Genomic DNA, 21563 nt, shown 5'->3' with positions numbered 1-21563 from the left:
GCGCGGACTGTTGCACTGCAACCTGTCCTCCTGCCGGCCGCGGCAGCTGCGGGGCGGCCTCCCACTCTCGCAGGCGACAAACGGCGTGCGGGCCCGTGCGCTGCGCACAGACCCGCCTTCCGTTGCCGCTTAGTGCATGTGGCCGATCAGATAGATGCCGCCGCCGATCACCAGCACGGCGGGCACGGCCCAGAGAATCAGAACTGGCATTTGTGATCCTCCTCAGTTTGATGTGCAGACCTTGACGGTCTTCATGCTGGCTTCGGCTTCGGTGCGCGATTTGTAGATCGTGCCCGAGGGGCTGACGACGGTCATGGACGTGTCCGTCGGCTTCTTGTCGACGATCGTGCACTTCTTCGTCTTGACGTCCTGCACGACGTAGAACTCGTCGGCCGCGAACGCCGGCAGGGATGTTGCGGCAAGCATCAGTGCTGCGGTTACTATTTTCAGCTTCATTTGTTGTCCTCCTCCAGAGCCCGAGCCGTTCAGCCCGGTCATCTACAAACGGGAAAAAGCGGCAATTTGTTCCCTGAGCCGGGAACACTGTCGACGATGAGGGGTTGGTGCGGCGCCTATTCAAACGAGGAGAACGAGATGAAGAAGTTGTTCCTGCTTTCCGCCGCGGCGGTCCTGATTTCGACCGGTGCCTTCGCGCAATCGACTGTCGTGACGACGACCGGGACCGGCCACGCTGCTGCCGTCCAGATCGAGCCGCAGTACCGAACCAAGATCAAATCCTACGTCACCGAGCACCGCGTTCGTCCGGTGACGACGAAGGAAAAGATCGTTGTCGGCGCGGCGGTGCCGAGCGACGTGGAGCTCGAGGCCGTTCCGGCGGACTGGGGTCCCTCCCTCACGAAGTATCGCTACGTCTACTCCGGCGATCGCGTGATGCTCGTCGATCCCGGTTCCCGCACGGTCGTTCAGGAAATTGATTGATCCAGGTGTAAGGGGGCCGCTTGAAGGCGGCCTCCCTCTCTGGGAGTTGAAGTTATGAAAACGCATCGAGAGGCCCGGATCGCCGGGCTCAGCCTGGCGGCCGTGTACGCCACGTGCCTGCTACTGACCGCAATCAGCATGAGCTGAGACGCAGCCGCGGACTGCGCTGCAAAATCTTGTCCCTCGGGCGGCTCGCCCGGACGCGAAAATTATGGCGCAGCGCAAATCCGGCCCCTATGGTCTCCCAAAATCATAAATCCAGCGCCCCCCTGCGCTGGAATCGGGACGCCTGCGTTTGTCAAAGCTCACCCTGCCAGTCCGGCTCGCTCTTCTGGTCACGGGAACGATGTTGCCGCTGATCGTCTTCGCGGTCGGTATTGCCGTCTACAATTACAAGCAGGACCGCAACGACGCGACCCGCCGCGTGCTGGAGAACGTGCGCAGCATGCGCCTCGTGCTGGACTCCGAGGTGCAGCGGATGACCGGCGGCCTGCAGGTGCTCGCGCTGACGAATTCGCTGCGCGACGACGACTTCCAGAATTTTCGCCGCATCGCGCTCGGCTTCGTCGATCAGTACGGCAAGGGCGGCCTGGTGCTGATCTCCGATCGCAAGGGCCGACTGCTGTTCTCCTCCGCGACCGAGGACACCGCAAGCCTGCCGCCACGCGGACATCTTGAGATCATCGAGAGGGTGTTTGCGAGCAGGTCACCGCAATATTCCGACCTGTTCACCGGCGCGATCAACGGCCGGCAGGTGCTTACGGTCGAGGTTCCGGTGCTCCGCGACGGCGAAGTGATCTACGACCTCTGCTTCAGTCCGCCGGTCAGCACCTTTCAGGACGTGGTCGAGAAGCAGCGGCCCGACCGGGATTGGACGGTTTCCCTGCTCGACACCAAGGCCATCGTATTCGCGCGCACGCCGAACCCTACGGAGATCTTCGGCAAACGGGCTACCGGCACGCTGTATGAGAGTATGTTGCGCACGCCTGAGGCCGCACTCTCGACGGTTTCGCTCGACGGTGTTGCGTTGTCCACCGTCTATACGAGGTCGCGGCTGACCGGCTGGACCATCGTCGCCGGCGTCGCCGAGAGCTCGCTGATCGCTCCGCTCTGGCGCAACATCGCGATCACCAGCCTGATCGGCGGCATCTTGCTGCTGACCGGCCTGACCTTCGCGGTCAGGATGGCAACCACGATCGCGCGCGGTGAGATGCTGCACGATCTCCTGATCGACGAGCTCAACCATCGCGTCAAGAACACGCTCGCCTTGATGCAGGCGATCGCAGTGCAGACCTTCCGCAGCGCCAGCCGCGACGAGCGGACGAAGTTCGAGGGCCGGCTCGGCGCGCTGGCCGAGGCGCATAATTTGCTGAGCCAGGAGAAATGGGCGGGCTCCGAGCTGCGGGACGTGATCGCCCGCGCGCTCCAGCCGTTCCTGCTGAACAATCCAGAGCGCATCCGCATGGCCGGACCCGCCGTGCCGCTGTCGCCGCGGCTCGCCGTCGTGCTGTCGATGATCGTGCACGAGATCGCCACCAACGCTGCAAAATACGGTGCGCTCTCCAACGAGACCGGCCGCGTGACGCTGGAGTGGGAGGTCCTTGCCGAGGCGCCGAAGCCCCGGCTGCGCCTGATCTGGACCGAGATCGGCGGACCGCCGGTGACGGCGCCGGTGCAGCGCGGCTTTGGCTCACGCCTGATCGAACGCAGCGCGCGCGACCAGCTCGGCGGCGAAGCAACGGTCGACTTCCTGCCCCGCGGCGTGGTCTGCACGGTGATTTGCGCGCTGGACGAGGCGCGATGAACGGAGGCCGGCAATGAAGATCACAAGGGTTCGCACGCACATTCTCGAAGCAAAGCTGTCGCAACCCTTCGCCTATTCACGCGCCTGGTACGACACGCGCGCCGCGATGCTGGTCGAGATCGAGACCGATAACGGCCTTGTCGGCTGGGGCGAATGCTACGGTCCGGCACGCATGACGGCGGCGGTGGTTCGCAGCATCGAACCATGGCTGATCGGCGAGGATCCATTGCGCACCGACGTGCTGTGGCAGATGGTCTACGCGCGCTTGCGCGATCATGGCCAGAAGGGCGTCGTGATCCAGGGGATGAGCGGCATCGACATCGCGCTATGGGACATCAAGGGCAAGCATTTTGGCGTACCCGTGCATCAGCTTCTCGGCGGCGCCGCGCGCAAGCAGGTTGCCGCCTATGCGACCGGTCTCTACCGGCGCAAGTCAGGCGATCCGCTGATCTATCTGCCGCAGGAAGCGGCTGGCTATGCCGCCGAAGGATTCCGCGCCGTGAAGCTGAAGGTCGGTTTCGGCGTCGCGGAGGACGCCGCAGTCACCCGCGCGGTGCGCGAGGCGATCGGTCCCGACGTCGCCCTGATGGTCGATGCGAACCATGCCTATGACGCGATCGCGGCGATCCGGCTCGGCCGTCTGATCGAGTGCCATGACATCGGATGGTTCGAGGAGCCGGTGCCGCCGGAGGACGTCGCGGGATATCGCGCGGTGAAATCCGCGCTCACGATTCCGGTCGCCGGCGGCGAGTGCGAATTCACGCGTTTCGGCTTCCGCGAGCTGTTCGTCTCGCATGCGCTCGACATCGCCCAGCCCGACACCTGCGCGGCAGGCGGTCTCTCCGAATGCAAGAAGATCGCCGACATGAGCGAGGCGTTCGGCATCCGCTACAATCCACACGTCTGGGGCACCGGCATCGCGATCGCCGCCTCGCTTCAGCTCCTCGCCGTGCTGCCGTCGCACACGCCTCCCTCGCTGTCGTCGCTCGAGCCGATGCTTGAATTCGATCGCACCGAACATCCGATCCGGCAGGCGATTTTGAAGGAGCCGATCGAGCATGCGAGCGGCGTCGTGCGGGTGCCCGAGGGGCCGGGCCTCGGCATCGAGATAGACCGCGAGGCGCTGGCGCGCTTTGCGGTGGAGGCCTAGCCGATCGTCTGCAACGCCGGAAACGTCTCTAGCAGCCAGATGCTCACATTCGAGACCGCGCCGGTGAGGAATCCAATGCCGGTGATCACCATCAGGACGCCCATGGCGCGCTCGACATTGACGAGGTGGCCCTTCATGCGCGCGAACAGGGTGGAAAACTGTTCGATCATCAGGGCGGCGATCAGGAAGGGAATGCCGAGGCCGGCCGAATAGACCGCGAGCAGGCCGGCCCCCTTGGTCACCGTGGCCTCGGCCGCGGCGACCGAGAGGATCGCGGCAAGGATCGGGCCGATGCAGGGCGTCCAGCCAAAGGCAAAGGCGAGCCCCATCACATAAGCGCCCCAGAGGCCGACGGGCTTGGGCGCGGTCAAGCGTCCCTCGCGCATCAACAGGCCGATGCGCGTCAGGCCCAGGAAGTGCAGGCCCATGACGATAATGACGATGCCGGCGAGGATCGACAGTTCGGCCGACCAGGCGCGGATCAGCCCGCCGATCAGCGAGGCGCTGGCGCCGAGCGCCACGAACACCGTGGAGAAGCCGAGCACGAACAGGAGCGCCGACATCATGATCGCGCGTTTGGAGACTGATGCGGGCTCTTCGCTTTCGACATGCTCGATCGTCGCGCCCGTCAAATAGATCAGGTAGGGCGGGACCAGCGGCAGGACGCAAGGGGAGAGGAAGCTGACGAGGCCGGCAATCAGCGCCGCCGGGATCGAAACATTTTGCATGATGCAGTCGGAGCCATCTCAGGCGCCGGCGCGGCGCGCGGGGAGCGCGCGCGGCGCGGAGCCGGCTCAGATGTAGCCGATGCCACCGAATGCGCAACAGAGGCGCTCAAAACCAGGGCTCCTCCCGATGCCGTCTGTGATCACAGATGCGGCACCGGGACACGCACAAATCTCGCCAAAAAGCGAAACTCGGCGGCGCGGCTACTTCACCACGCGGAGCAGCGGACGCCGGGGCTGGTCCTGCGTCTGCTTGGAAGGGGGCTGCGGTTCGCTCGTGGCCGTCCGCAGCATTTCGTCGCACAGTGCCTTGAGATCGGCACTGTCAATTCCTTTGAGCTTCATCCGCACGTCCAGGATGACAATGGACAGCAGCTCGGCCGACTCACGGCTATTGCTCTCGTTGAGCACCCTGCGGCACTCTTCGAGCGTTTCCAGCACCGACTGCAACTGTTCGTCTGAATGCGACACGGCGTTCTTTCCGCTAATTCGGCCTGTGAGACGTGGTTGTGACGACCCCTTTGGCCCCCATGGAGCGTCGAGGATAACACGAGGCCGCTACGCCCCCGAACATGATTTCAGTGTGTTTCTGCCTTGAAACCGCGGTTCCGGCGCGTATCGCGTCGCGCCGCCGGCCGTCGAAACGCTCAGTCGTAAAGCGCTCGATCGTAAAACGCTCGCTCGTAAAACGCCTGGCGTGCTGCAATTGATCCATCGTGGAAGGCACCTGCTCTCGCGCAAGGACGTTCATTGCGGACAATGCCGACAATCCCGCAGGCAAGTCACGGCTCACAACGGAACTCACGCCACACCCCTTCATACGGGCGATGGTCTGCCCGATTCCTAGCCCTTGTTCCTAGGCTTGGCAGCACCCGAATACCACCTGCGGCGTAGTAAGGATGACGTTCAAAACTCGTCGTTCCCCAACCCGCCGTGGTTGTGGTTTGCCCGAGATTCTGCCAGTTTAGCGACCCGAAGGGACTTGTATGCACTCCTTGGCGGAAAGGGGCGTTCCTCTGGAGGAACGCCCAAAGACAAACGTCAGCGGCCTCTCGGACTGGGATGCGGCGCGCATTTTCCTGGAAGTTGTCCGATGCGGAAGTTTCCGCTCGGCGGCCGAGCGCCTGTCGCTGTCGATCAACGCCGTTCGCCGCCGGATCGATGATTTCGAACGCCAGACCGGCACCACGTTGTTCACCCGCGACGTCCACGGCACCCGTCTGACCGACGAAGGCGCGCTGGTGGTCTCCGCCGTCGAGCAAATGGAGGCGGCTGCCTTCGACGTGCTGCGCACCAGCGATTCGACAGCGAACGCCCTGTCCGGCGAGGTCCGCGTCGCCGTCACCGAGGGACTTGGCACATTCTGGCTCGCCCCGCGACTGGTCGAATTCCAGCAGACCTATCCGAAGATCCTGGTCGATTTGCATTGCGCGATGCGTTCGGCCGACGTCTCCCGCCACGAGGCCGACGTCGCCATTCACCTGTCGCGGCCTTCGGCACTCGACGTCAAGCTGGTGCGGCTCGGCCGCATGCATCTGATGTTCTGGGCCTCCGAGAAATACATTTCAAAACATGGCGCGCCGCGCTCGGCGGCGGAGTTGATCAAGCATCGCCTGGTGCTGCAGTTCGCGGACCAACTCGCCGCCAAGCAAACTTTCGAGAGCTTCTTCCCCGGCGTTCCGGAACGTGACCTTCTGGTCATGAAGACCAACGTCTCGAGCGCCAACTACTGGGCGGTCGCGAATGGCGCCGGAATCGGCGTGTTCCCGAGCTACGCCATTGCGCTTGGCGGGAAGTTGATTCCACTGGAGGTCGAGCTGAACAGACCGCTGGATATCTGGTTGTCCTACCATCCTGGTAGCGGCCGGATTCCGCGCGTACGGCACATGATTGACTGGCTGATCGAAGCCTTCAATCCGGCGCGTTTCCCGTGGTTTAAGGAAGAGTTCGTGCACCCGCATGAATTCAAGGACGAGTATATGGGCGAACCCCTGACCCAGCTCTTCGGGGGGTTTTCAACCGAAGACCGATGAGAAAAAAGATGAAGACAGCGGCGAAGAGAATGAAGCAGCGCAGTGCCGGCAAGCCGGACATTGAGCTGGGCAAGCGAATCCGTCTACGGCGCGTCGAGATGAAGGTCTCGCAGGCCGAGCTCGGCGAGAAGCTCGGCGTCAGTTTCCAGCAGGTCCAGAAGTACGAGAAGGGCGTCAATCGCGTCGGCGCGGCCCGGCTTCAGCAGATCGCCACCGCCCTCGATGTGCCCGTGACCTTCTTCTATGACGGCGACAACAAGGCGCGCGAAGTCGAGAGCCTGCTCTTCCTGGACTCGGCCTTCAGCCTCCGCCTGCTGCGCGCCTACAGCAAGATCAAGGACCAGACGGTGCAGCGTCAGCTCGTCTCGCTGATGGAATCGATCGCAGCGAACGAAGCCTGAGCCGATCGGCGTTCGTGCCTTTCCGCCCGATGTTCAATCCGCCGCGTCACGGGGCGCGGCTGGATTGAACGAGACCCGGACGAGATATATCCGGCCCGCGCTTGCGCGGACTTCTCGGGGCGGCATGACCGCCCCTTTTTGTTGACCATTTTTCCCGCCGTCGCCCGCGGTTTGCGCGAACCCATTCCTGCCCTGTCGCGACCCAATCCAGAGACCGCGTGCCTTGCGCATGGGGCTCGCGATGCGCCGTGCTTGAGGGAGCCGCAACCGGGAGACGCTAGCCTCCCGCCGATTTCTCGAATCAGCCCGACGAACCGGGAATTGCCGATGCGAGCGCCCGTCCGGGCCTCGCTCTCATAGGGAAGATGGGACACATGTCGAAGCGCCATGCGATAATCATTGCCGTCGGCATGCTTGCGAGCGCCTCTGCGCTTGCTCAGACCGAGACCATTGGACAGGCCGGGCCCAAGCCGGCGACTGCGGCTGGCACGGTGCCGGCCACCGCCAATCCGGCCCACGCAGCCGCACCGAAAACCGCCGCGCCGGCGGCCGCATCTACGGCGGAGAGCCGTTCGGCCGCAGCGCTCGCGCTGACGCATGAGCCGACCTATGACGAAGGCTCCGCCCAGCGCATCAAGGATGCGGCGCTGAGCTATTCCGATCTGGCCGTGCGCGGCGGCTGGCCGACGATCCCGGCAGACGCCAAATTCGCGCCCGGCGCCCAGGGCGCCAATGACGATCTCCTGCGCAAGCGGCTGATCGTCTCCGGCGATCTTTCCGCCGACAAGGCGAGCGGCGCCTTCGACCAGGATCTCGCCGACGCCGTGAAACGCTTCCAGGCCCGCCACGGCCTCGCGCCGACCGGAACGATGACGCCGCGCACGATCGCGGCGATGAACGTGCCGGTGCAGAACCGCATCCGGCAGCTCGAGGCTTCGCTGCAGCGGCTCGAGAACATGAATTTCGGCTTCGGCCAGCGCTATGTCGTGGTCAACATCCCCGCCGCCTTTGCCGAAGCGGTCGAGAACGACGTCGTGGTAAGGCGCTATCGCGTGATCGTCGGCAAGACCGAAAAGCCCTCGCCAACGCTCACCGCCCAGATCAGCAGCGTCGTCCTCAATCCCACTTGGACGGTGCCCTCCTCGATCGCCAAGACCGAGATCTCCGCGCATATGCGCAAGGATCCCACCTATCTGTCGCGCATGCACATGGAGGTGCTCGACGCTCACGACAATCCGATCGACCCGAATTCGGTTGACTGGTCGGGCACGCATACGCCGAATTTCACCGTGCGCCAGCACAACGGCACGTTCAACGCGCTCGGCGCGGTCAAGATCGACATGCCGAATTCCTATTCGGTCTACATGCACGACACCAACCAGCGCAATCTGTTCAGCGATGATTACCGCTTCGATTCCCACGGCTGCTCGCGCGTCGACAATGTGCGCGATCTCGCCGCCTGGCTGCTGAAGGACCAGCCGAAATGGAGCCGCGCCGCGATCGACGCGGAGATCGCCAGCGGCCAGCATCTCGACGTCGCCATGGCGAAGAAGGTGCCGGTGGCCTGGATCTACCTCACGGCGTGGATGACCAAGGACCAGACCGTCCAGTTCCGCAACGACGTCTATCACCAGGACGAGCAGTTGCTGGAGGCGACCGCCGAAGAGGCGGCCTTCTTCAGCAATGCCGGCAGCCACCCGCTGACCGCGCACATGACCAGATAGATCGCGCCATGCAATCGCGGCACAGGCGGCTGCAAAGCCAGGTCCGTTGTCGCGGTTGACCCTGGCCTCGCCCCGGCCGAACATTGCGCCTCGCCAACGAAAGCGCCCGCGATGTCCGACATGTCCAGCACGACCGAAATTCCCTACGCCGACGGCAAGATCCTCAAGCACACAGCCAGTGGCGTCGGCGTGATCACGTTCAACAATCCCGACAAGCGCAACGCGATGTCGCTGGAGATGTGGGAGGGATTTGGCGAGGCGCTGACCGCCTTACGCGATGACGCTGCCGTGCGCGTCGTGATCCTGCGCGGCGGCGGTGGCAAGGCATTCGTGTCGGGCGCCGACATCAGCCAGTTCGAGAAGACGCGCCATAACGCCGCCGCTTCCGAGGAATACGCAAAACGCAGCGCCGCCCAGCGCGCGCTGCTCGCCGATTATCCCAAGCCAACGATTGCCTGCATCCAGGGTTTTTGTCTCGGCGGCGGCATGCAGGTGGCGATGCTCGCCGACATCCGCATCGCCTCCCATGGCAGCCAGTTCGGCATTCCCGCGGCGAAGCTCGGCATCGCTTATGGCTATGACGGCTTGCGGCACTTGGTGTCGCTGGTTGGCCCGTCCTGGGCACGGCTCCTGATGTATACGGGCATGCGCATCGATGCGTCGGAAGCGCTGCGCATCGGGTTGGTCGAGCGCGTGCTTCCGGAGGATCAGCTCTGGGGCGAGACCATGGCCATCGCCGAGACGATCTCGCAAAATGCGCCGCTCGCGATCAAGGCCGCCAAGCTCACCATCGCGCAAGTGTTGAAGGACGAAAGCGCGCGCGACATGGACGCGATCAGGGCGGTCGGCACGGCCTGTATGGACAGCGTGGATTTTCGCGAGGGCCGGCAGGCCTTCATGGAGAAGCGCAAGCCGCAGTTCCAGGGACAGTGATTCCGTCGCCAGCGAGCAAAATGAAACAATCCAGAGTGCCTCTGCCTGCTTGGCTCTTCGCGATGACGGCGGGCAAACTGAACATGCATTCAGGAAGATTAAATTCCCACGGCCCCGCAACACCATAGCAACCAGCTGATTTGCTGGAAGTTCTCTCGCCATCAAACGAGGGAGATTGCGATGAAACTGAAATTTGCTGTTGTTGGTCTGGCTGCCCTGGGCGGCGCCGCTCTCGCATCAGGACAGGCACTCGCAGCGATGCCGAACGGCATTCCGCAGGCCGACCGTATCGCGAGCGGCCCGGCAGCCGACGTCGATCAGGTGCGCTGGGTCTGCAACCCCTGGGGTCGCTGCTTCTGGCGTCCGAATTATTACGGCGCCTACGGTTTTTACGGCGGCCCGCGACGCTTCTACGGCGGCCGTCCGTGGGGCTGGGGCGGCCACCGCCACTGGCGTCGCTGGTGAATTGCGAGGGGCCGCGAGGCCTCTCTTCCTTGACTACAGCGCCGCAAGCACCGCCTTCGTGATGTCGGCGGTTCCGTTGCGGCCACCAAATTCCATCGGCTTGAGACCGTCGGCATAGACCTTGTCCACCGCACGCTCGATGGTCTCGCCGGCCTCGGCCGCTCCTTCGACGCCGTGCTTGTCGGCGAGCCAGTCCAGCATCATTGCAGCCGACAGGATCATCCCGGTGGGATTGGCTTTGCCCTGCCCCATGATGTCGGGCGCGGTGCCGTGGCACGGCTGGAACACGGCGTATTTGTCGCCGATGTCGGCCGACGGCGCCATGCCGAGGCCGCCGATCAGGCTCGCGGTGATGTCGGAGACGATGTCGCCGAACATGTTCTCCATCACCATCACGTCGAAATCCCAGGGACGCTTCACCAGCATCGCCGAGCAGGCGTCGACATAGAGCCGGTCGGTCTTCACCTCCGGATGACGCTTGGCGATCTCGTCGAAGATGCCGCGGAAGAACGCAAAGGCCTTGAACACGTTCGCCTTGTCGACGCAGGCCAGCGCGCCGGGCTTGCCGCGCGCCTTGCGCCGCTCGGCGAGACGAAACGAGAACTCGAACAGGCGCTCGGACGTCTTGCGCGTGATCAGCATGGTCTCGCGCGCCTCCTCATGGGTGACGACGCCCTTGCCCATCGAGGCGAACAGGCCTTCGGTGGACTCCCTGATCACGACGAGATCGATGCCGCGCTGGTCGGCGCCGACGATCGGGCTCGGCACGCCCGGAATGAGCCGCGCCGGGCGCACACCGGCATAGAGATCGAAGATGAAGCGCAGCTCGATCTGCGGCGCGATCTCGGTGTTGTCAGGATAGCGCACCGACGGCAGGCCGCAGGCGCCGAGCAGGATCGCGTCCGCCTCCTCGCACAGCTTGATGGTGGTGTCCGGCATCGACTTGCCGGCGGCGAGATAATGATTGGCGCCCGCCGGCGCCTCGGTGAAGCGAAAGCTCAGGCCGGATTTCGTCTCGATCTTGCGCAGGACTTCGATGGCCGGCGCCATGACTTCGGGACCGATGCCGTCACCGGCAAGCACGGCAATGTGGAAGGCGTTATTTGCGGACATCGGTTTCCTACTCTCTCCAACGTCATGCCCGGGATCGTCCCGGGCATCCACGCCTCGATACCAACTCCATGGCAAGACGTGGATGGTCGGGTCAAGCCCGACCATGACGACAAACTAGCAGCGTTGGTTACGGCGTCAGCACCGTGCGGCCAACCACCGCGCCCTGCTGCAGTTGCACCAGCGCGTCGTTGGCCTTGGCGAGCGGCTGCCGCGTCACGGGGATCGGCGCTATGTTCTTCGCTCGCACGAGGTCGAGCAGCTCCTGCGTCTCGCGCAAATTGCCGACATAGCTGCCCTGGATCGTCACCGCCTTGATCGGAATCAGCGGCAGCGCCCAGGTCGCACCGCCGCCGAACAGGCCGACGAGGACGAGCTTGCCGCCCTTGGTCAGGCAGTCGAAGCCGAGTTGCGTGGTGGCGGCGTTTCCGACGAGATCGAGCACGGCGCGGATGGGACCACCGGCTTTCTTGGCAAGCTGCTCCAGCGCGTCGGGCGCCTTGGGATCGACGGTCGCGAGCGCGCCGGCTTGCTCCGCCGCTTCGCGTTTCTTCGCGTCGATGTCGACCATGATCGCGCCCTTGCCGCCCATCGCCTTCAGCAGCGACAGTGCCATCAGGCCAAGTCCGCCGGCGCCGAACATCACGATCGGCGTGTCGAAGTGCTGCTCGAGCTTCTTCAGCGCGCTGTAGGTCGTGACGCCCGAGCAGGCGTAGGGTGCAGCCGACGCGGGATCGAGGCCTTTGAGGTTGAGCAAATAGCGCGGATGCGGCACCAGCATGTGGTCGGAATAGCCGCCGTCGCAATAGACGCCGAGCGAGCGCGGCGTCAGGCACATGTTCTCGTCACCGGCGAGACAGGTCGCGCATTTGCCGCAACCGATCCAGGGATAGACCAACCCGACATCGCCGATCTTCACGTCGCCCTGGTCCGACGACTTCACGTCCGGGCCGAAGGCGAGCACCTCGCCGACCGTCTCGTGCCCCATGGTCAGCGGCAGGTTGATGCCGCGGTCCTTCAGCGAGAGCGGCTTGCGGCCGTGGCCGAGATCGTAGCCGCCTTCCCAAATGTGAAGGTCGCTATGGCAGACGCCGGCGGCCTTCACCTTGATCAGCACCTGCGTGCCGGACGGTTGCGGCGTGGCCTCGTCGAACTCCTGCAGCGGCGCCTTGAAATCGGCGACCTTGAAACTTTTCATTGGCGTCCTCTCGGATATTTTTGTTGTCGTCGCCACCATGGCATGGGCGGCAGGACGAGACAAACTCGGACCTGTCTAATTTAGGCTGACGGATGATGGCAAGCCGGCCACGCGCAACGCCGCATTGCTTGCCACAGCGTGGTATCCGTCAGACTTCCCGTGAGACTTGCCGTCAGCCTTGCCCTCAGCCTTGCACGGCTGTTTTGCCTGACGGAATTGGCGCATTGTCGGTGAGCCCGATCTCCGCGCGCAGTCCGTCCGTGTGCTCGCCAAGAACGGCTATCGTCTTGCCCGGTGTTGTATCAGCACCGGTCATCCGGAACGGCAGATTGAGGACCTGGAACGAGCCGCCTTCATCCTCGACAGACGAGAGCGCCTCTCGGTGCGCGAGCTGCGGATCGGCCAGTGCTTCGGACACAGTGCGGTAGGCCGAGGCCGGCACGCCGGCCGCACCTAACGCGACAAGACAGACATCGGTCGAGAGCTGCCGCGACCAGGCCTCTACACCGTCCATCAAGTCGGCCCAATGATCGCGACGCGCGGCGTAGGTGGAGAAGCGCGGATCGGAGATCCATTCGGGGCGGCCGATCACTCCCATCAGTCCCTGAAACGTCTTCTCGCTGGCAACCGTGATCATGACATAACCGCTCGCCGTCTCGGTCGGCCCGAACATCGGGCGCGGCGGCGGCTTCACGGTGAACTGCGAGTTCTGCAACTCGATCAATGTCAGCGTCAGCATCGATTCCAGCATGGAAACGTCGATATGCTGGCCGAGCCCAGTCAGGGTGCGCTGGTAGAGCGCCGACGCGATCGCGCCGAACCCGTAGGTGCCGGTGACGACGTCGGCATGGTAGATGCCGCAATAATCCGGGCGGCTGCGGCCGGGCTGATAGGCGAGATGCGCCATGTCGTAGCCCGAGGCTGCATGGATCACCGGCGCATAGGCCGGCAGCTCGGCCGACGGGCCGCTCTGGCCGTAGCCGGAGATCGAGCAGTAGATCAACTTCGGGCTGACCGTGCGTATTCTGTCATAGTCGAGCCGCAGCCGATGCATCACGCCCGGGCGGAAGTTCTCGACCAGGATGTCGGCAGTCGCGGCCAGCCGGCGGACCGCCTCCTTGCCGTCCTCGGACTTGAGGTCGAGCACGACGCTCTTCTTGCCGACGTTGAGCTGGCCGAACACGGTGCTGCAGCCCTTGCGCAGCGGCGGCCGGGTCCGCATCGTCTCGCCGCCGTCGGTCTCGATCTTGATGACCTCGGCGCCCATGTCGGCGAGCATCCGCGCACAATGGGGACCGGCGATGGTGGTCGAAAAATCCAGGACCCTGAGGCCGGCGAAGGCCTTTGGCGTGGTCCCCTCATGCTTATCTGATAGCTGCATGCCTGCTTGCGTCCTTGAGTCACTTAGGAACTTATCGAAGTTCTCTGTTGTTGGTGCGCCGACCCTAGAGGGCGGCCGCTGAGTAGGAAAGTCTTTACCGAACAGACACGTCTCGCGGGCGGGCTTGGGAATTCCAGGGCAACTGGACCCGTTCTTGCATAGCAGCAATCGGGCTCCGGCAGAGGGCAGCAGTTCTTGAGGGTCTTGTTCGTTACGACAGAAATGGACGACTTTGTCCGCGTCGGCGGACTTGGAGCCGTTTCCGCTGCACTCCCCCGAGCCCTTCGTCCTTTCGCCGACATCCGGGTCATGTTGCCCGGCTATCGCGACATCATCGAACAACTCACGCATATCCAGGTCGTTGGCCGCTGTCCGGCGTTCGCGGAGATGCCGGCCTGCTCGCTCGGCCGCGCCGCGACCAAGGACGGCCTGCCGGTCTATGTGCTGTTGTGCTCGCAACTCTACGACCGGCCCGGCAACCCCTATGGTGACGAGTCCGGGCGCGACTGGCCCGACAACGACATCCGTTTCGCGCGCTTTGCCTCGGCCGCCGCTGAGCTGGCGATGGGCACGTTGGACAAGGATTGGGCAGCAGACCTGATCCACGCCAATGACTGGCAGGCTTCGCTCGTGCCGGCCTACCTCGCCTGGCGCGGCTCCAAGCTGCCGTCGATCCTGACCATTCACAACCTCGCCTATCAGGGCCTCTTCCCGAAGGACTCGCTGCGGCGGATCGGCGCGCCGGAGAGCTCCTTCCACATCGACGGCGTCGAGTTCTACGACCAGCTCTCCTTCCTCAAGGCCGGGCTGGTCTACGCCTCGCATCTCACCACAGTCAGCGGCACCTATGCGCGGGAGATCACCACGGATGAATTCGGCTGCGGTCTCGAGGGCCTGCTTCGAGTCCGCTCCAACGCGGCCGAACTCACCGGCATCCTCAACGGCATCGACGAGAGCTGGGACCCGCGTTCCTGCGCCCAGCTTGCCCAGCAGTTCGGCGCCGGCGACTGGGTCGGCAAGAAGGCCAATGCGGATTACGTGCGCAAGCAGTTCGGGCTTGCGGTGTCGCGCGGCCCGATGTTCGGCATCGTCGCCCGCCTCGTGCACCAGAAGGGCATCGACCTCGTGCTGGCGGCGGCCGACGAGATCGTCGATGCCGGCGGGCAGATCGTGGTCACCGGCTCCGGCGAGCCGGCGCTCGAGCAGGCGCTAATCGACGCGCATCGCCGGCGGCCTGACGCGATCGGGGTCGTGATCGGCTTCAACGAGGCCCAGGCGCGCCGCATCTTCGCCGGTAGCGACTTCACATTGATGCCGTCACGCTTCGAGCCCTGCGGGCTCAGCCAGATGTACGCCCAGCGCTTCGGCTCGCTGCCGATCGGCCACCAGACCGGCGGCCTCGCCGAGACCATTACCGACGGCGAAACCGGCTTCCTGTTCTCAAAACCTTCGCATGAATCCTTCCTCGGCGGCGTCCGCCGTGCGTTCTCCGCCTTCATGGCGCAGGACCAGCTCGACACCATGCGTCGCAGTGCGATGGGACGGTCGTTCTCCTGGAGCATCCCGGCCGGCAGCTACAACGCGCTGTACCGGAAGCTGGCGGCGGTGTGAGGCCTGCGTGTCCTCGTCATTGCGAGCGTAGCGAAGCAATCCAGACTGTTTCCGTGGCAGCAGCCTGGATTGCTTCGTCGCAAGAGCTCCTCGCAATGACGGTGGTTTGTGGCAACGGCGGAGGACTTCACCCCCTCCCGCGCACATCCATCTGCGACCGTCCGATCCAGGCACGGTTGAGGCACCGCGTCATCCAGTCGGGCTGCGGCTCTCCGCGCAGCCGCGCTTGCGCTTCCTGGTAGGGACCGACATAGCGCAGCCGGTCTGGCAACCTTGGATAGACCCGCCGTATCCATCGCAGCGCCTTCTCGGCGGATCTGGTGTCACGCTCGTCAAGCTCGAACCCGAATCCCACACGCAAGCTTTCCGGCAGCAGGCTCGCGGTGAGCGCGCGATACCAGCGCGGCGGACGCAACCACGGGCGCGCTCCACCAAAGATCTGCGCGGCGATCTCGCGCGCGGCCGGGCTGACGGTCAGCGTATCCGACTGCGTCATTGCCGCGGTGTAGGCCGCAAAGCCGGACCAGTCCGCCGGCAGATCGTGCGCCGTCAACCCGAACAACGCACCGAACAACCGACTCTCGGCCCAGTAGCGTTCGCGTTCGTCCGCCGAGAGCGGCGGCAAGACCAGATCATGCGCCATCAGCGCGGTCTCGACCAGCGTGGCATGAACCCAGCGCAGCGACGGGATGTCGTTGGCACAGTAGCGCGAGCCTGCCGCGAATGGACCGACGGTCTCGGGCATCTCGCCGACGATCATGCTGTGGCGCCGGTGCAATTGCCGCGACGACAACAGCGCGCGGTCAAGCGAACCGAACACCATGGCAAAGACGATGTCGAAGGTGCGGTGAAATCGTCCGATCGGATCAGCGAGGGTTTTCGAATGCTCGGCGATGGCGGCGGCGACCCAGGGATGCGCGAGTTGAAGGAGCAGCGCCCGGCCGGCGCCGAGAAAGATCACGGCCTCGCGGTCGATTTGCCAGGTCACCGTGTCAGGGCCGAACACGCCGGCGACCGGTCCCGCCGCGTTGGCGCGGACGGTATCAAGGGCAGATTCAAGTTCGCTCCCGGACACCACCTGCAGGGACTTTCGATTGCGGACCAGGACCGACAATCCGCAAGGCATGTGGCAATTCGATGAAGGGGACGATCGCTTGCGGCCCTACTCCGCCGCCATCGGCATCTCGTCCATATGTTCGTGCAGCACCACGCTCGCGAGCGGATCGAACTCGCCAACCCACGGCCTTCGCTCAAGCACTGACTTTGTGTGCGAATAGCCGGCATCCCAGCGCCGCATGATGCCGGACGGACTGAAGTCGATATCCTTGGTGTGGCTCTCGCGGTCGAGCTGCGGCGCAAGCAGGCGCACGACATGCATCCTGGTCGGGCAGCCGTAGTCGATCAATTCCCTCACCGCCGGATTGCTGCGCTCGCTTTCAGGCAGTCGCGCGGCGAGCTGGCTAATGACGTGGCGCAGGCGATGGGTTTGCTGCTGGCGCGTGATCTGGCTCGCGATCCGGCTGGAATATTGCACATCCTTGTGCCGGTTCAGCACCTCCGCCATCGTGGTCGGCTCGGCGCCGGCGGGATTCCACAAATGCACGGCGAGGATCAGCGAATTTTTGCGCGGATTGTCGTCGAAGACGGCCTCGGTCGGCGTGTTCGACAGAATGCCGCCGTCCCAATAGAGCTCGCCGTCGATGCGTACCGCCGGAAACGCCGGCGGCAGCGCGCCCGAAGCCATGACATGCTTCACCGTCAGCTCGCCGTCGCGGCTGTCGAAATAGCGCATCTGGCTGCTGCGGACGTGAGCGGCGCCGACCGTCAACCGTGGCGCGCAGCGGTTGATCCGGCCGAAATCGACAAGCTCGAGCAGCGTCCGCTCCAGCGGCGCCGTCGAATAGAAGCCGGCGTGATCGGCTCCGAGCGGATAGGAATCGCCCGCATGCGCCAATGGATTGGGACGGAAGAAGCCGGGAATGCCGTGGGTCAAGGTCGACCAATAGGCGAGCTTTTCATTGAAGCCGGCAAACGGGGTGCGCAGATTCCAGACCGGATTCTGCTCCATCCGTTTCCAGAACTGCTTCAGGCGCAGCAGCCGCTGGTCAGGCGCGTTGCCCGCAATGAGCCAGGCATTGATGGCGCCGATCGAGGTGCCGATGATCCAGTCCGGCTCGATGCCGGCCTCGTGCAGCGCCTGGTACACCCCGGCCTGATAGGATCCGAGTGCACCGCCGCCCTGAAGCACCAGCACCACCTGGCCGGGCAGATCCTTCGACACGCTGGTATCGCGCTTCACATCGTTCATATTCTGCTCCCTGAGAGCCCGTACCCTTGCCATGTTCGCTCCTAGCGACCCTATGTTACGCGCTCGCCTCAATGCGCGGTCCAGCCTCCGTCCACGGGCAACGCAATCCCGGTGATCGTGGCCGCTGCGTTGGTGGACAGAAATACGCTGAGCGCACCGAGCTCCTCGACGGTCGAGAAGCGCTTGTTCGGCTGTTGCGCCAGCAGCACGTCACGGATCACCTGGTCACGCGAGATTCCATGCGCCTTGGCCTGCCCATCGATCTGCGCCTCGACCAGTGGCGTATAGACATAGCCGGGACAGATCGCGTTGCAGGTAATGCCCTCTTCTGCCGTCTCCAGCGCGGTCACCTTGGTGAGCCCGACGATGCCGTGCTTGGCGGCGACGTAGGCCGCCTTGAACGGCGAGGCGACCAGGCCGTGCGCGGAGGCGATGTTGATGATCCGCCCGAACCCGTTCTGTCGCATTGCGGGCAGCGCGAGCCGCGTGGTGTGGAAGGCCGACGACAGATTGATCGCGAGGATCTGGTCCCATTTCTCGACCGGAAACTGCTCCAGCGGCGCAACGTGCTGGATGCCGGCATTGTTGATCAGGATATCCAGGCGGCCGGCCTGCGCAACCGTCGCCGCGATCATTTCGGCGATCGAATTCGGTCTGGTCATGTCGGCCGGCGAAAACCTTGCCTTGACGCCGAACTCCGCCGCGATCTGCTCGCGCGTCCGGTCGAGCTCGGCCGCCACACCAAGGCCGTTCAGCACGATGTCGGCGCCGGCCGCGGCAAGTGCCCGCGCGATACCGAGGCCGATGCCACTGGTTGAGCCCGTGACCAGCGCAACCTTGCCCGCGAGCGCCCGGGAGGCGGACGTCTGCGGTTTGACGGACATATTCACGGGCAAACTCCTTTGACATGACGACTTGTGCTGAGCCGACTGTGAAGCATCGCCGGGTTTGACGGAAATGCCCGTTGGCTTCCGAAACCATGCCTGTGCGCTATTGCGGTCGGGATGTCATTCTCCGCGCCGATCGGCTAGCTTTCGGCTGATCTTGCCGGGAGCCGATCCATGGAAATGCACCAGGTCCGCTATTTCCTCGCGGTGGCGCAACTCTTGAACTTCACGCGTGCCGCCGAGGAATGCAACGTGACGCAGCCTTCGCTGACGCGCGCGATCAAGCAGCTCGAGGCCGAGCTCGGCGGCGATCTGTTTCGCCGCGAACGGCCCGCGGCGCAATTGACCGAGCTCGGCCAGCGCATGCATCCGCTGCTGAAGCAGTGTTTCGAAGCGGCCACCGGCGCCCGATCGCTGGCCTCCTCGTTCCGGAGCGGCGAGATCGGCGCGCTCCGCGTCGCGCTGACGCATGCGATCGACCTGTCGCTCCTCATTCCGCATCTCAACCAGATCAAGCGGCAGTTCAACCGGCTCGAATTCCGCTTCCTGCGCGGCTCGAGTCGTGAAGTGGCCGAGTTCCTGAAGAAGGGCGAGGCCGAGCTAGGGATTGCCGCGGACATCGACGAGGCCTGGGAGCGGCTCGATGTCTGGCCGCTGTTCACCGAGAGCTTCGAGCTCGTGGTCAGCGACGGACATCGCCTGGCCGGCCGCAGCAGCATCGCACTGGACGATCTGCGCGCGGAGCAGCTGCTGAGCCGGACGTTTTGCGAGCATTCCGCCCGTATCTCGGCGAGCCTGCGCGAGCACGGCATCGCGATCGAGCAGGGTCACGAAATCTCGAACGAGCGCGATTTGATCGAGCTGGTCGAGGCCGACATCGGCGTCGCCATGCTGCCGCACACCTCGCCCGTTCCGGAGACGTTGACGCGCGCTGCGGTCGCCGGGCTGGACGCCCGTCGCACCGTCAGCCTCTACGGGGTGGCCGGCCGGCAGCGCACGGCGGTGGCCAATGCCGTTATGCGCATGTTGCGCGGTGCGGATTGGCGGGAGATTGCGGGGTAGCAGCCACGCTCGCTCCTCACTCTTTCAGGCCTCCCTGCTCGCGCCTTCCAACGCTTCAAGCAGATCATCGATCTCGATTCGCTTGCGGAAATCCGGATCGACGAAGCGGGCTTTCACGAGACCGTCGCGACCAACGACGAACACGGCCGGGATCGGCAGCATCCAGCCATCATTGCCGTGGAATTTCGCCATGTCCTGATAGGACAACAGGTGCTGGATCTCGGCACCGAGCCAGATCGCGAGATTGAGCGACAACGCATAGCCGTTGTCGAGGTCGGTCAGGATCGGAAATGGGGCACCAGCTTCCGCCTTGAGCTGCTGGGTGTATTCCTGCGTCTCCGGCATGATCGCGACTATGCGCGCACCCATGGACTCGACGCGGTCCAGCGCCTGGACCACCGCGCGGACATTGAGCCGGCAATAGGGACACCAATGGCCGCGGAAAAACATCACGGCGACCGGGCCGCTCTCCAGCAGTGAGGACAGCGCGACGAGACGCCCGCTCTCGTCCGGCAACATGAACGGCGGCATCGACTCGCCCGGACGCGGCGCGGTCTCGCCGCCGCCGTTTCCATTCAATCTGGTCACCAGATTGTCGACTGCCTCGCCATAGGCCGGGAACACGTCGCGGCTGGCGTCGGCATAGGCGCGGAGCTGCTCGTTCAGCGTGCCATCCATGTCACGGCAGCGCTGGAAGGCGTGTTTAAGCCGCTCGGCATCGGCCGGCGAGAGAGAGGTCATCTTGCGCTCCAGCGTTCAGGGGACGAATATTAGGTGCCCGATCCAGCCGCCCCGCAAGGGGCGGCCGTCATGCGCACGCGATCAGTTCACGTAGAAATTGCCGGTCGGGTCCAGCCGCCCCGAGGTGGAATACAGCGATCCGTTGTCCATGAAGAAGACGGTGTTCTCGGGGACTTTCTTGGCGTTCTTCATCATGGCCTCGTGGTTCTTCTCCGCCGGGGTCATGGCCATCGCCGACATCTTGCCGGGTCCGCCATACATGTAGGCCATGCCGGCCTTGAAGTCCCATGTGGCTTCCGAGAAGGCCGATGTGGCGATGACCACGAACCCAGCCGTGGCAATCAAGGTCTTGGACAATTTCGTCATGAGATGTTCCTCCGGAGTGACGTGAACGCCCGCCAACCGGGCGCCCCACCATCGAACGCCAGTCGCTCGGGAAGCGGAAATGCCAATCCCCAATCGGTTCGATAGCGAGCGCCTATCGGGCCCGATAGCGCCGGTCTATCGCAGCGAGAGCGAAAGAGCATTTCAGAACGAGCGCTCTCTCGACGAAAGTCCCAACATAGCCAGCGACCATTGCGGTTGCGGCCAACACAGGAGACGTCCCGATGTTCAAGCATCACACATTGTCGCGTGCGGTCTGGCCCGGCCTGGCCATCCTCGGCGTATTGACACTCTCGGCGCAGCCAGTCTCCGCCGGCGAATGCCCGGCCGACAAGATCAAGCCGAACGCGCAGCAGATGGTCGACTACAAGCCGGTCGGCGTCACCGACGTCACGCTCGGCGCCATCGACCTCGGCAAACAGCCGGCGCATATCGAAGGCCGCGAGCTGCGCTTCCGCAAGCTGACCATCGAGCCCGGCGGCATCGTGCCCTGGCACAGCCATGACGACCGCCCTGCCCTGATCTTCGTGCAGCAAGGCGAGATCGTCGAACACGTTTCCAACTGCGTCGATCCGATCGTGCACAAGGCCGGCGACATCCGCCCGGAGGTGTCCGGCACCTCGCACTGGTGGAGAAACCTCGGCAAGGAAACGGTCATTCTCTATGTCGGCGACGTCCGCAAGGACCCGCACGACCACAACATGTAA

At 64.3% G+C, this 21563-nt stretch carries 22 protein-coding genes; 11 read left to right on the top strand and 11 right to left on the bottom strand.

The window, feature by feature from the left end; translation table 11 throughout:
• Positions 1–222: 222 nt before the first annotated feature.
• Positions 223–456 carry a hypothetical protein gene (locus tag AC0L23_RS04555; protein WP_085362259.1) on the bottom strand — a complete coding sequence of 78 codons (234 nt, stop codon included), beginning with the start codon at positions 454–456 and terminating at the stop codon, positions 223–225.
• Between the two features lie 138 nt (positions 457–594).
• Here AC0L23_RS04555 and AC0L23_RS04550 point away from each other — a divergent pair, with 138 nt between their 5' ends.
• The 3 genes from AC0L23_RS04550 (at position 595) to AC0L23_RS04540 (ending at position 3893) form a co-directional block, all read left to right on the top strand.
• The gene (locus tag AC0L23_RS04550; RefSeq protein ID WP_085362447.1) at positions 595–939 is read left to right on the top strand and encodes a DUF1236 domain-containing protein; all 345 of its coding nucleotides are present in this window, start codon (positions 595–597) and stop codon (positions 937–939) included.
• Between the two features lie 346 nt (positions 940–1285).
• The gene (locus AC0L23_RS04545; RefSeq protein WP_085362258.1) at positions 1286–2743 is read left to right on the top strand and encodes a sensor histidine kinase; all 1458 of its coding nucleotides are present in this window, start codon (positions 1286–1288) and stop codon (positions 2741–2743) included.
• A gap of 13 nt (positions 2744–2756) precedes the next feature.
• A complete protein-coding gene (locus AC0L23_RS04540) occupies positions 2757–3893 on the top strand; it encodes a mandelate racemase/muconate lactonizing enzyme family protein (protein WP_085362257.1) in 1137 nt (378 codons plus the stop codon).
• Here AC0L23_RS04540 and AC0L23_RS04535 read toward each other — a convergent pair.
• Positions 3890–4621: a cytochrome c biogenesis CcdA family protein gene (locus AC0L23_RS04535; protein ID WP_085362256.1), complete on the bottom strand. Its 732-nt coding sequence runs from the start codon at positions 4619–4621 to the stop codon at positions 3890–3892. The genes AC0L23_RS04540 and AC0L23_RS04535 overlap by 4 nt on opposite strands.
• Positions 4622–4822: 201 nt before the next feature.
• Positions 4823–5089 (bottom strand): hypothetical protein, encoded by a 267-nt coding sequence (locus AC0L23_RS04530; RefSeq protein ID WP_018457109.1) that lies wholly within the window; start codon positions 5087–5089, stop codon positions 4823–4825.
• A 515-nt stretch (positions 5090–5604) separates the two neighbouring features.
• Here AC0L23_RS04530 and AC0L23_RS04525 point away from each other — a divergent pair.
• From AC0L23_RS04525 to AC0L23_RS04505, 5 genes are all read left to right on the top strand, one after another.
• Positions 5605–6651: a LysR family transcriptional regulator gene (locus tag AC0L23_RS04525; protein ID WP_018457111.1), complete on the top strand. Its 1047-nt coding sequence runs from the start codon at positions 5605–5607 to the stop codon at positions 6649–6651.
• Positions 6652–6680: 29 nt separating this feature from the next.
• Positions 6681–7052 (top strand): helix-turn-helix domain-containing protein, encoded by a 372-nt coding sequence (locus AC0L23_RS04520; RefSeq protein WP_026233304.1) that lies wholly within the window; start codon positions 6681–6683, stop codon positions 7050–7052.
• A 374-nt stretch (positions 7053–7426) separates the two neighbouring features.
• Entirely contained in the window at positions 7427–8776 is a 1350-nt protein-coding gene (locus AC0L23_RS04515; RefSeq protein ID WP_018457113.1) for a L,D-transpeptidase family protein, read from the top strand.
• Between the two features lie 111 nt (positions 8777–8887).
• Positions 8888–9709, top strand: a complete 822-nt coding sequence (locus AC0L23_RS04510; protein WP_018457114.1) for an enoyl-CoA hydratase — start codon at positions 8888–8890, stop codon at positions 9707–9709.
• A 180-nt stretch (positions 9710–9889) separates the two neighbouring features.
• Complete coding sequence (locus AC0L23_RS04505; protein WP_085352111.1) at positions 9890–10174, top strand: hypothetical protein; 285 nt, start codon at positions 9890–9892, stop codon at positions 10172–10174.
• Between the two features lie 33 nt (positions 10175–10207).
• Here AC0L23_RS04505 and AC0L23_RS04500 read toward each other — a convergent pair whose 3' ends face one another.
• From AC0L23_RS04500 to AC0L23_RS04490, 3 genes are all read right to left on the bottom strand, one after another.
• Positions 10208–11287 carry an isocitrate/isopropylmalate dehydrogenase family protein gene (locus AC0L23_RS04500; protein ID WP_085362255.1) on the bottom strand — a complete coding sequence of 360 codons (1080 nt, stop codon included), beginning with the start codon at positions 11285–11287 and terminating at the stop codon, positions 10208–10210.
• A gap of 127 nt (positions 11288–11414) precedes the next feature.
• The gene (locus AC0L23_RS04495) at positions 11415–12482 is read right to left on the bottom strand and encodes an alcohol dehydrogenase (protein WP_018457117.1); all 1068 of its coding nucleotides are present in this window, start codon (positions 12480–12482) and stop codon (positions 11415–11417) included.
• Positions 12483–12666: 184 nt separating this feature from the next.
• On the bottom strand, positions 12667–13863 hold the full coding sequence (locus tag AC0L23_RS04490) for a CaiB/BaiF CoA transferase family protein (protein WP_085362253.1): 1197 nt from the start codon (positions 13861–13863) through the stop codon (positions 12667–12669).
• Between the two features lie 195 nt (positions 13864–14058).
• Between AC0L23_RS04490 and glgA the strand changes: the two genes are divergently transcribed.
• Positions 14059–15474 (top strand): glycogen synthase GlgA, encoded by a 1416-nt coding sequence (gene glgA, locus AC0L23_RS04485; protein WP_085362252.1) that lies wholly within the window; start codon positions 14059–14061, stop codon positions 15472–15474.
• A 127-nt stretch (positions 15475–15601) separates the two neighbouring features.
• Here the strand turns inward: glgA and AC0L23_RS04480 are convergent, their stop codons facing one another.
• From AC0L23_RS04480 to AC0L23_RS04470, 3 genes are all read right to left on the bottom strand, one after another.
• Positions 15602–16600 carry an oxygenase MpaB family protein gene (locus AC0L23_RS04480; protein ID WP_210350865.1) on the bottom strand — a complete coding sequence of 333 codons (999 nt, stop codon included), beginning with the start codon at positions 16598–16600 and terminating at the stop codon, positions 15602–15604.
• A gap of 36 nt (positions 16601–16636) precedes the next feature.
• Positions 16637–17782, bottom strand: coding sequence for a patatin-like phospholipase family protein (locus AC0L23_RS04475; protein ID WP_018457121.1), 1146 nt, complete (start codon positions 17780–17782; stop codon positions 16637–16639).
• Positions 17783–17850: 68 nt separating this feature from the next.
• A complete protein-coding gene (locus AC0L23_RS04470) occupies positions 17851–18666 on the bottom strand; it encodes a 3-hydroxybutyrate dehydrogenase (RefSeq protein WP_094183368.1) in 816 nt (271 codons plus the stop codon).
• 177 nt (positions 18667–18843) lie between these two features.
• Here AC0L23_RS04470 and AC0L23_RS04465 point away from each other — a divergent pair, with 177 nt between their 5' ends.
• The gene (locus AC0L23_RS04465; RefSeq protein ID WP_018457123.1) at positions 18844–19731 is read left to right on the top strand and encodes a LysR family transcriptional regulator; all 888 of its coding nucleotides are present in this window, start codon (positions 18844–18846) and stop codon (positions 19729–19731) included.
• A gap of 24 nt (positions 19732–19755) precedes the next feature.
• Here the strand turns inward: AC0L23_RS04465 and AC0L23_RS04460 are convergent, their stop codons facing one another.
• Together AC0L23_RS04460 and AC0L23_RS04455 are read right to left on the bottom strand one after the other, a co-directional pair.
• On the bottom strand, positions 19756–20472 hold the full coding sequence (locus AC0L23_RS04460; RefSeq protein WP_085362251.1) for a peroxiredoxin-like family protein: 717 nt from the start codon (positions 20470–20472) through the stop codon (positions 19756–19758).
• An 81-nt stretch (positions 20473–20553) separates the two neighbouring features.
• Positions 20554–20838, bottom strand: coding sequence for a hypothetical protein (locus AC0L23_RS04455; RefSeq protein ID WP_085362250.1), 285 nt, complete (start codon positions 20836–20838; stop codon positions 20554–20556).
• 242 nt (positions 20839–21080) lie between these two features.
• Here AC0L23_RS04455 and AC0L23_RS04450 point away from each other — a divergent pair, with 242 nt between their 5' ends.
• Positions 21081–21563 (top strand): cupin domain-containing protein, encoded by a 483-nt coding sequence (locus tag AC0L23_RS04450; RefSeq protein ID WP_085362249.1) that lies wholly within the window; start codon positions 21081–21083, stop codon positions 21561–21563.

This window comes from Bradyrhizobium sp. MI1.4 (assembly GCF_055811315.1).
The sequence above is the reverse complement of the archived record's forward strand: the minus strand, read 5'-3'. Positions and strand labels throughout refer to the sequence as shown.

Bases quoted from the DNA above. Each gene is read 5' to 3' on its own strand.
- AC0L23_RS04535 (WP_085362256.1), bottom strand. From the start codon at position 4,621: ATGCAAAATGTTTCGATCCCGGCGGCGCTGATTGCCGGCCTCGTCAGC.
- AC0L23_RS04460 (WP_085362251.1), bottom strand. From the start codon at position 20,472: ATGACCTCTCTCTCGCCGGCCGATGCCGAGCGGCTTAAACACGCCTTC.
- AC0L23_RS04555 (WP_085362259.1), bottom strand. From the start codon at position 456: ATGAAGCTGAAAATAGTAACCGCAGCACTGATGCTTGCCGCAACATCC.
- AC0L23_RS04465 (WP_018457123.1), top strand. From the start codon at position 18,844: ATGGAAATGCACCAGGTCCGCTATTTCCTCGCGGTGGCGCAACTCTTG.
- AC0L23_RS04500 (WP_085362255.1), bottom strand. From the start codon at position 11,287: ATGTCCGCAAATAACGCCTTCCACATTGCCGTGCTTGCCGGTGACGGC.
- AC0L23_RS04490 (WP_085362253.1), bottom strand. From the start codon at position 13,863: ATGCAGCTATCAGATAAGCATGAGGGGACCACGCCAAAGGCCTTCGCC.
- AC0L23_RS04550 (WP_085362447.1), top strand. From the start codon at position 595: ATGAAGAAGTTGTTCCTGCTTTCCGCCGCGGCGGTCCTGATTTCGACC.
- AC0L23_RS04480 (WP_210350865.1), bottom strand. From the start codon at position 16,600: ATGCCTTGCGGATTGTCGGTCCTGGTCCGCAATCGAAAGTCCCTGCAG.
- AC0L23_RS04520 (WP_026233304.1), top strand. From the start codon at position 6,681: ATGAAGCAGCGCAGTGCCGGCAAGCCGGACATTGAGCTGGGCAAGCGA.
- AC0L23_RS04540 (WP_085362257.1), top strand. From the start codon at position 2,757: ATGAAGATCACAAGGGTTCGCACGCACATTCTCGAAGCAAAGCTGTCG.
- AC0L23_RS04450 (WP_085362249.1), top strand. From the start codon at position 21,081: ATGTTCAAGCATCACACATTGTCGCGTGCGGTCTGGCCCGGCCTGGCC.
- AC0L23_RS04525 (WP_018457111.1), top strand. From the start codon at position 5,605: ATGCACTCCTTGGCGGAAAGGGGCGTTCCTCTGGAGGAACGCCCAAAG.
- AC0L23_RS04505 (WP_085352111.1), top strand. From the start codon at position 9,890: ATGAAACTGAAATTTGCTGTTGTTGGTCTGGCTGCCCTGGGCGGCGCC.
- AC0L23_RS04495 (WP_018457117.1), bottom strand. From the start codon at position 12,482: ATGAAAAGTTTCAAGGTCGCCGATTTCAAGGCGCCGCTGCAGGAGTTC.
- AC0L23_RS04515 (WP_018457113.1), top strand. From the start codon at position 7,427: ATGTCGAAGCGCCATGCGATAATCATTGCCGTCGGCATGCTTGCGAGC.
- AC0L23_RS04510 (WP_018457114.1), top strand. From the start codon at position 8,888: ATGTCCGACATGTCCAGCACGACCGAAATTCCCTACGCCGACGGCAAG.
- AC0L23_RS04545 (WP_085362258.1), top strand. From the start codon at position 1,286: ATGTTGCCGCTGATCGTCTTCGCGGTCGGTATTGCCGTCTACAATTAC.
- AC0L23_RS04475 (WP_018457121.1), bottom strand. From the start codon at position 17,782: ATGAACGATGTGAAGCGCGATACCAGCGTGTCGAAGGATCTGCCCGGC.
- AC0L23_RS04470 (WP_094183368.1), bottom strand. From the start codon at position 18,666: ATGTCCGTCAAACCGCAGACGTCCGCCTCCCGGGCGCTCGCGGGCAAG.
- AC0L23_RS04455 (WP_085362250.1), bottom strand. From the start codon at position 20,838: ATGACGAAATTGTCCAAGACCTTGATTGCCACGGCTGGGTTCGTGGTC.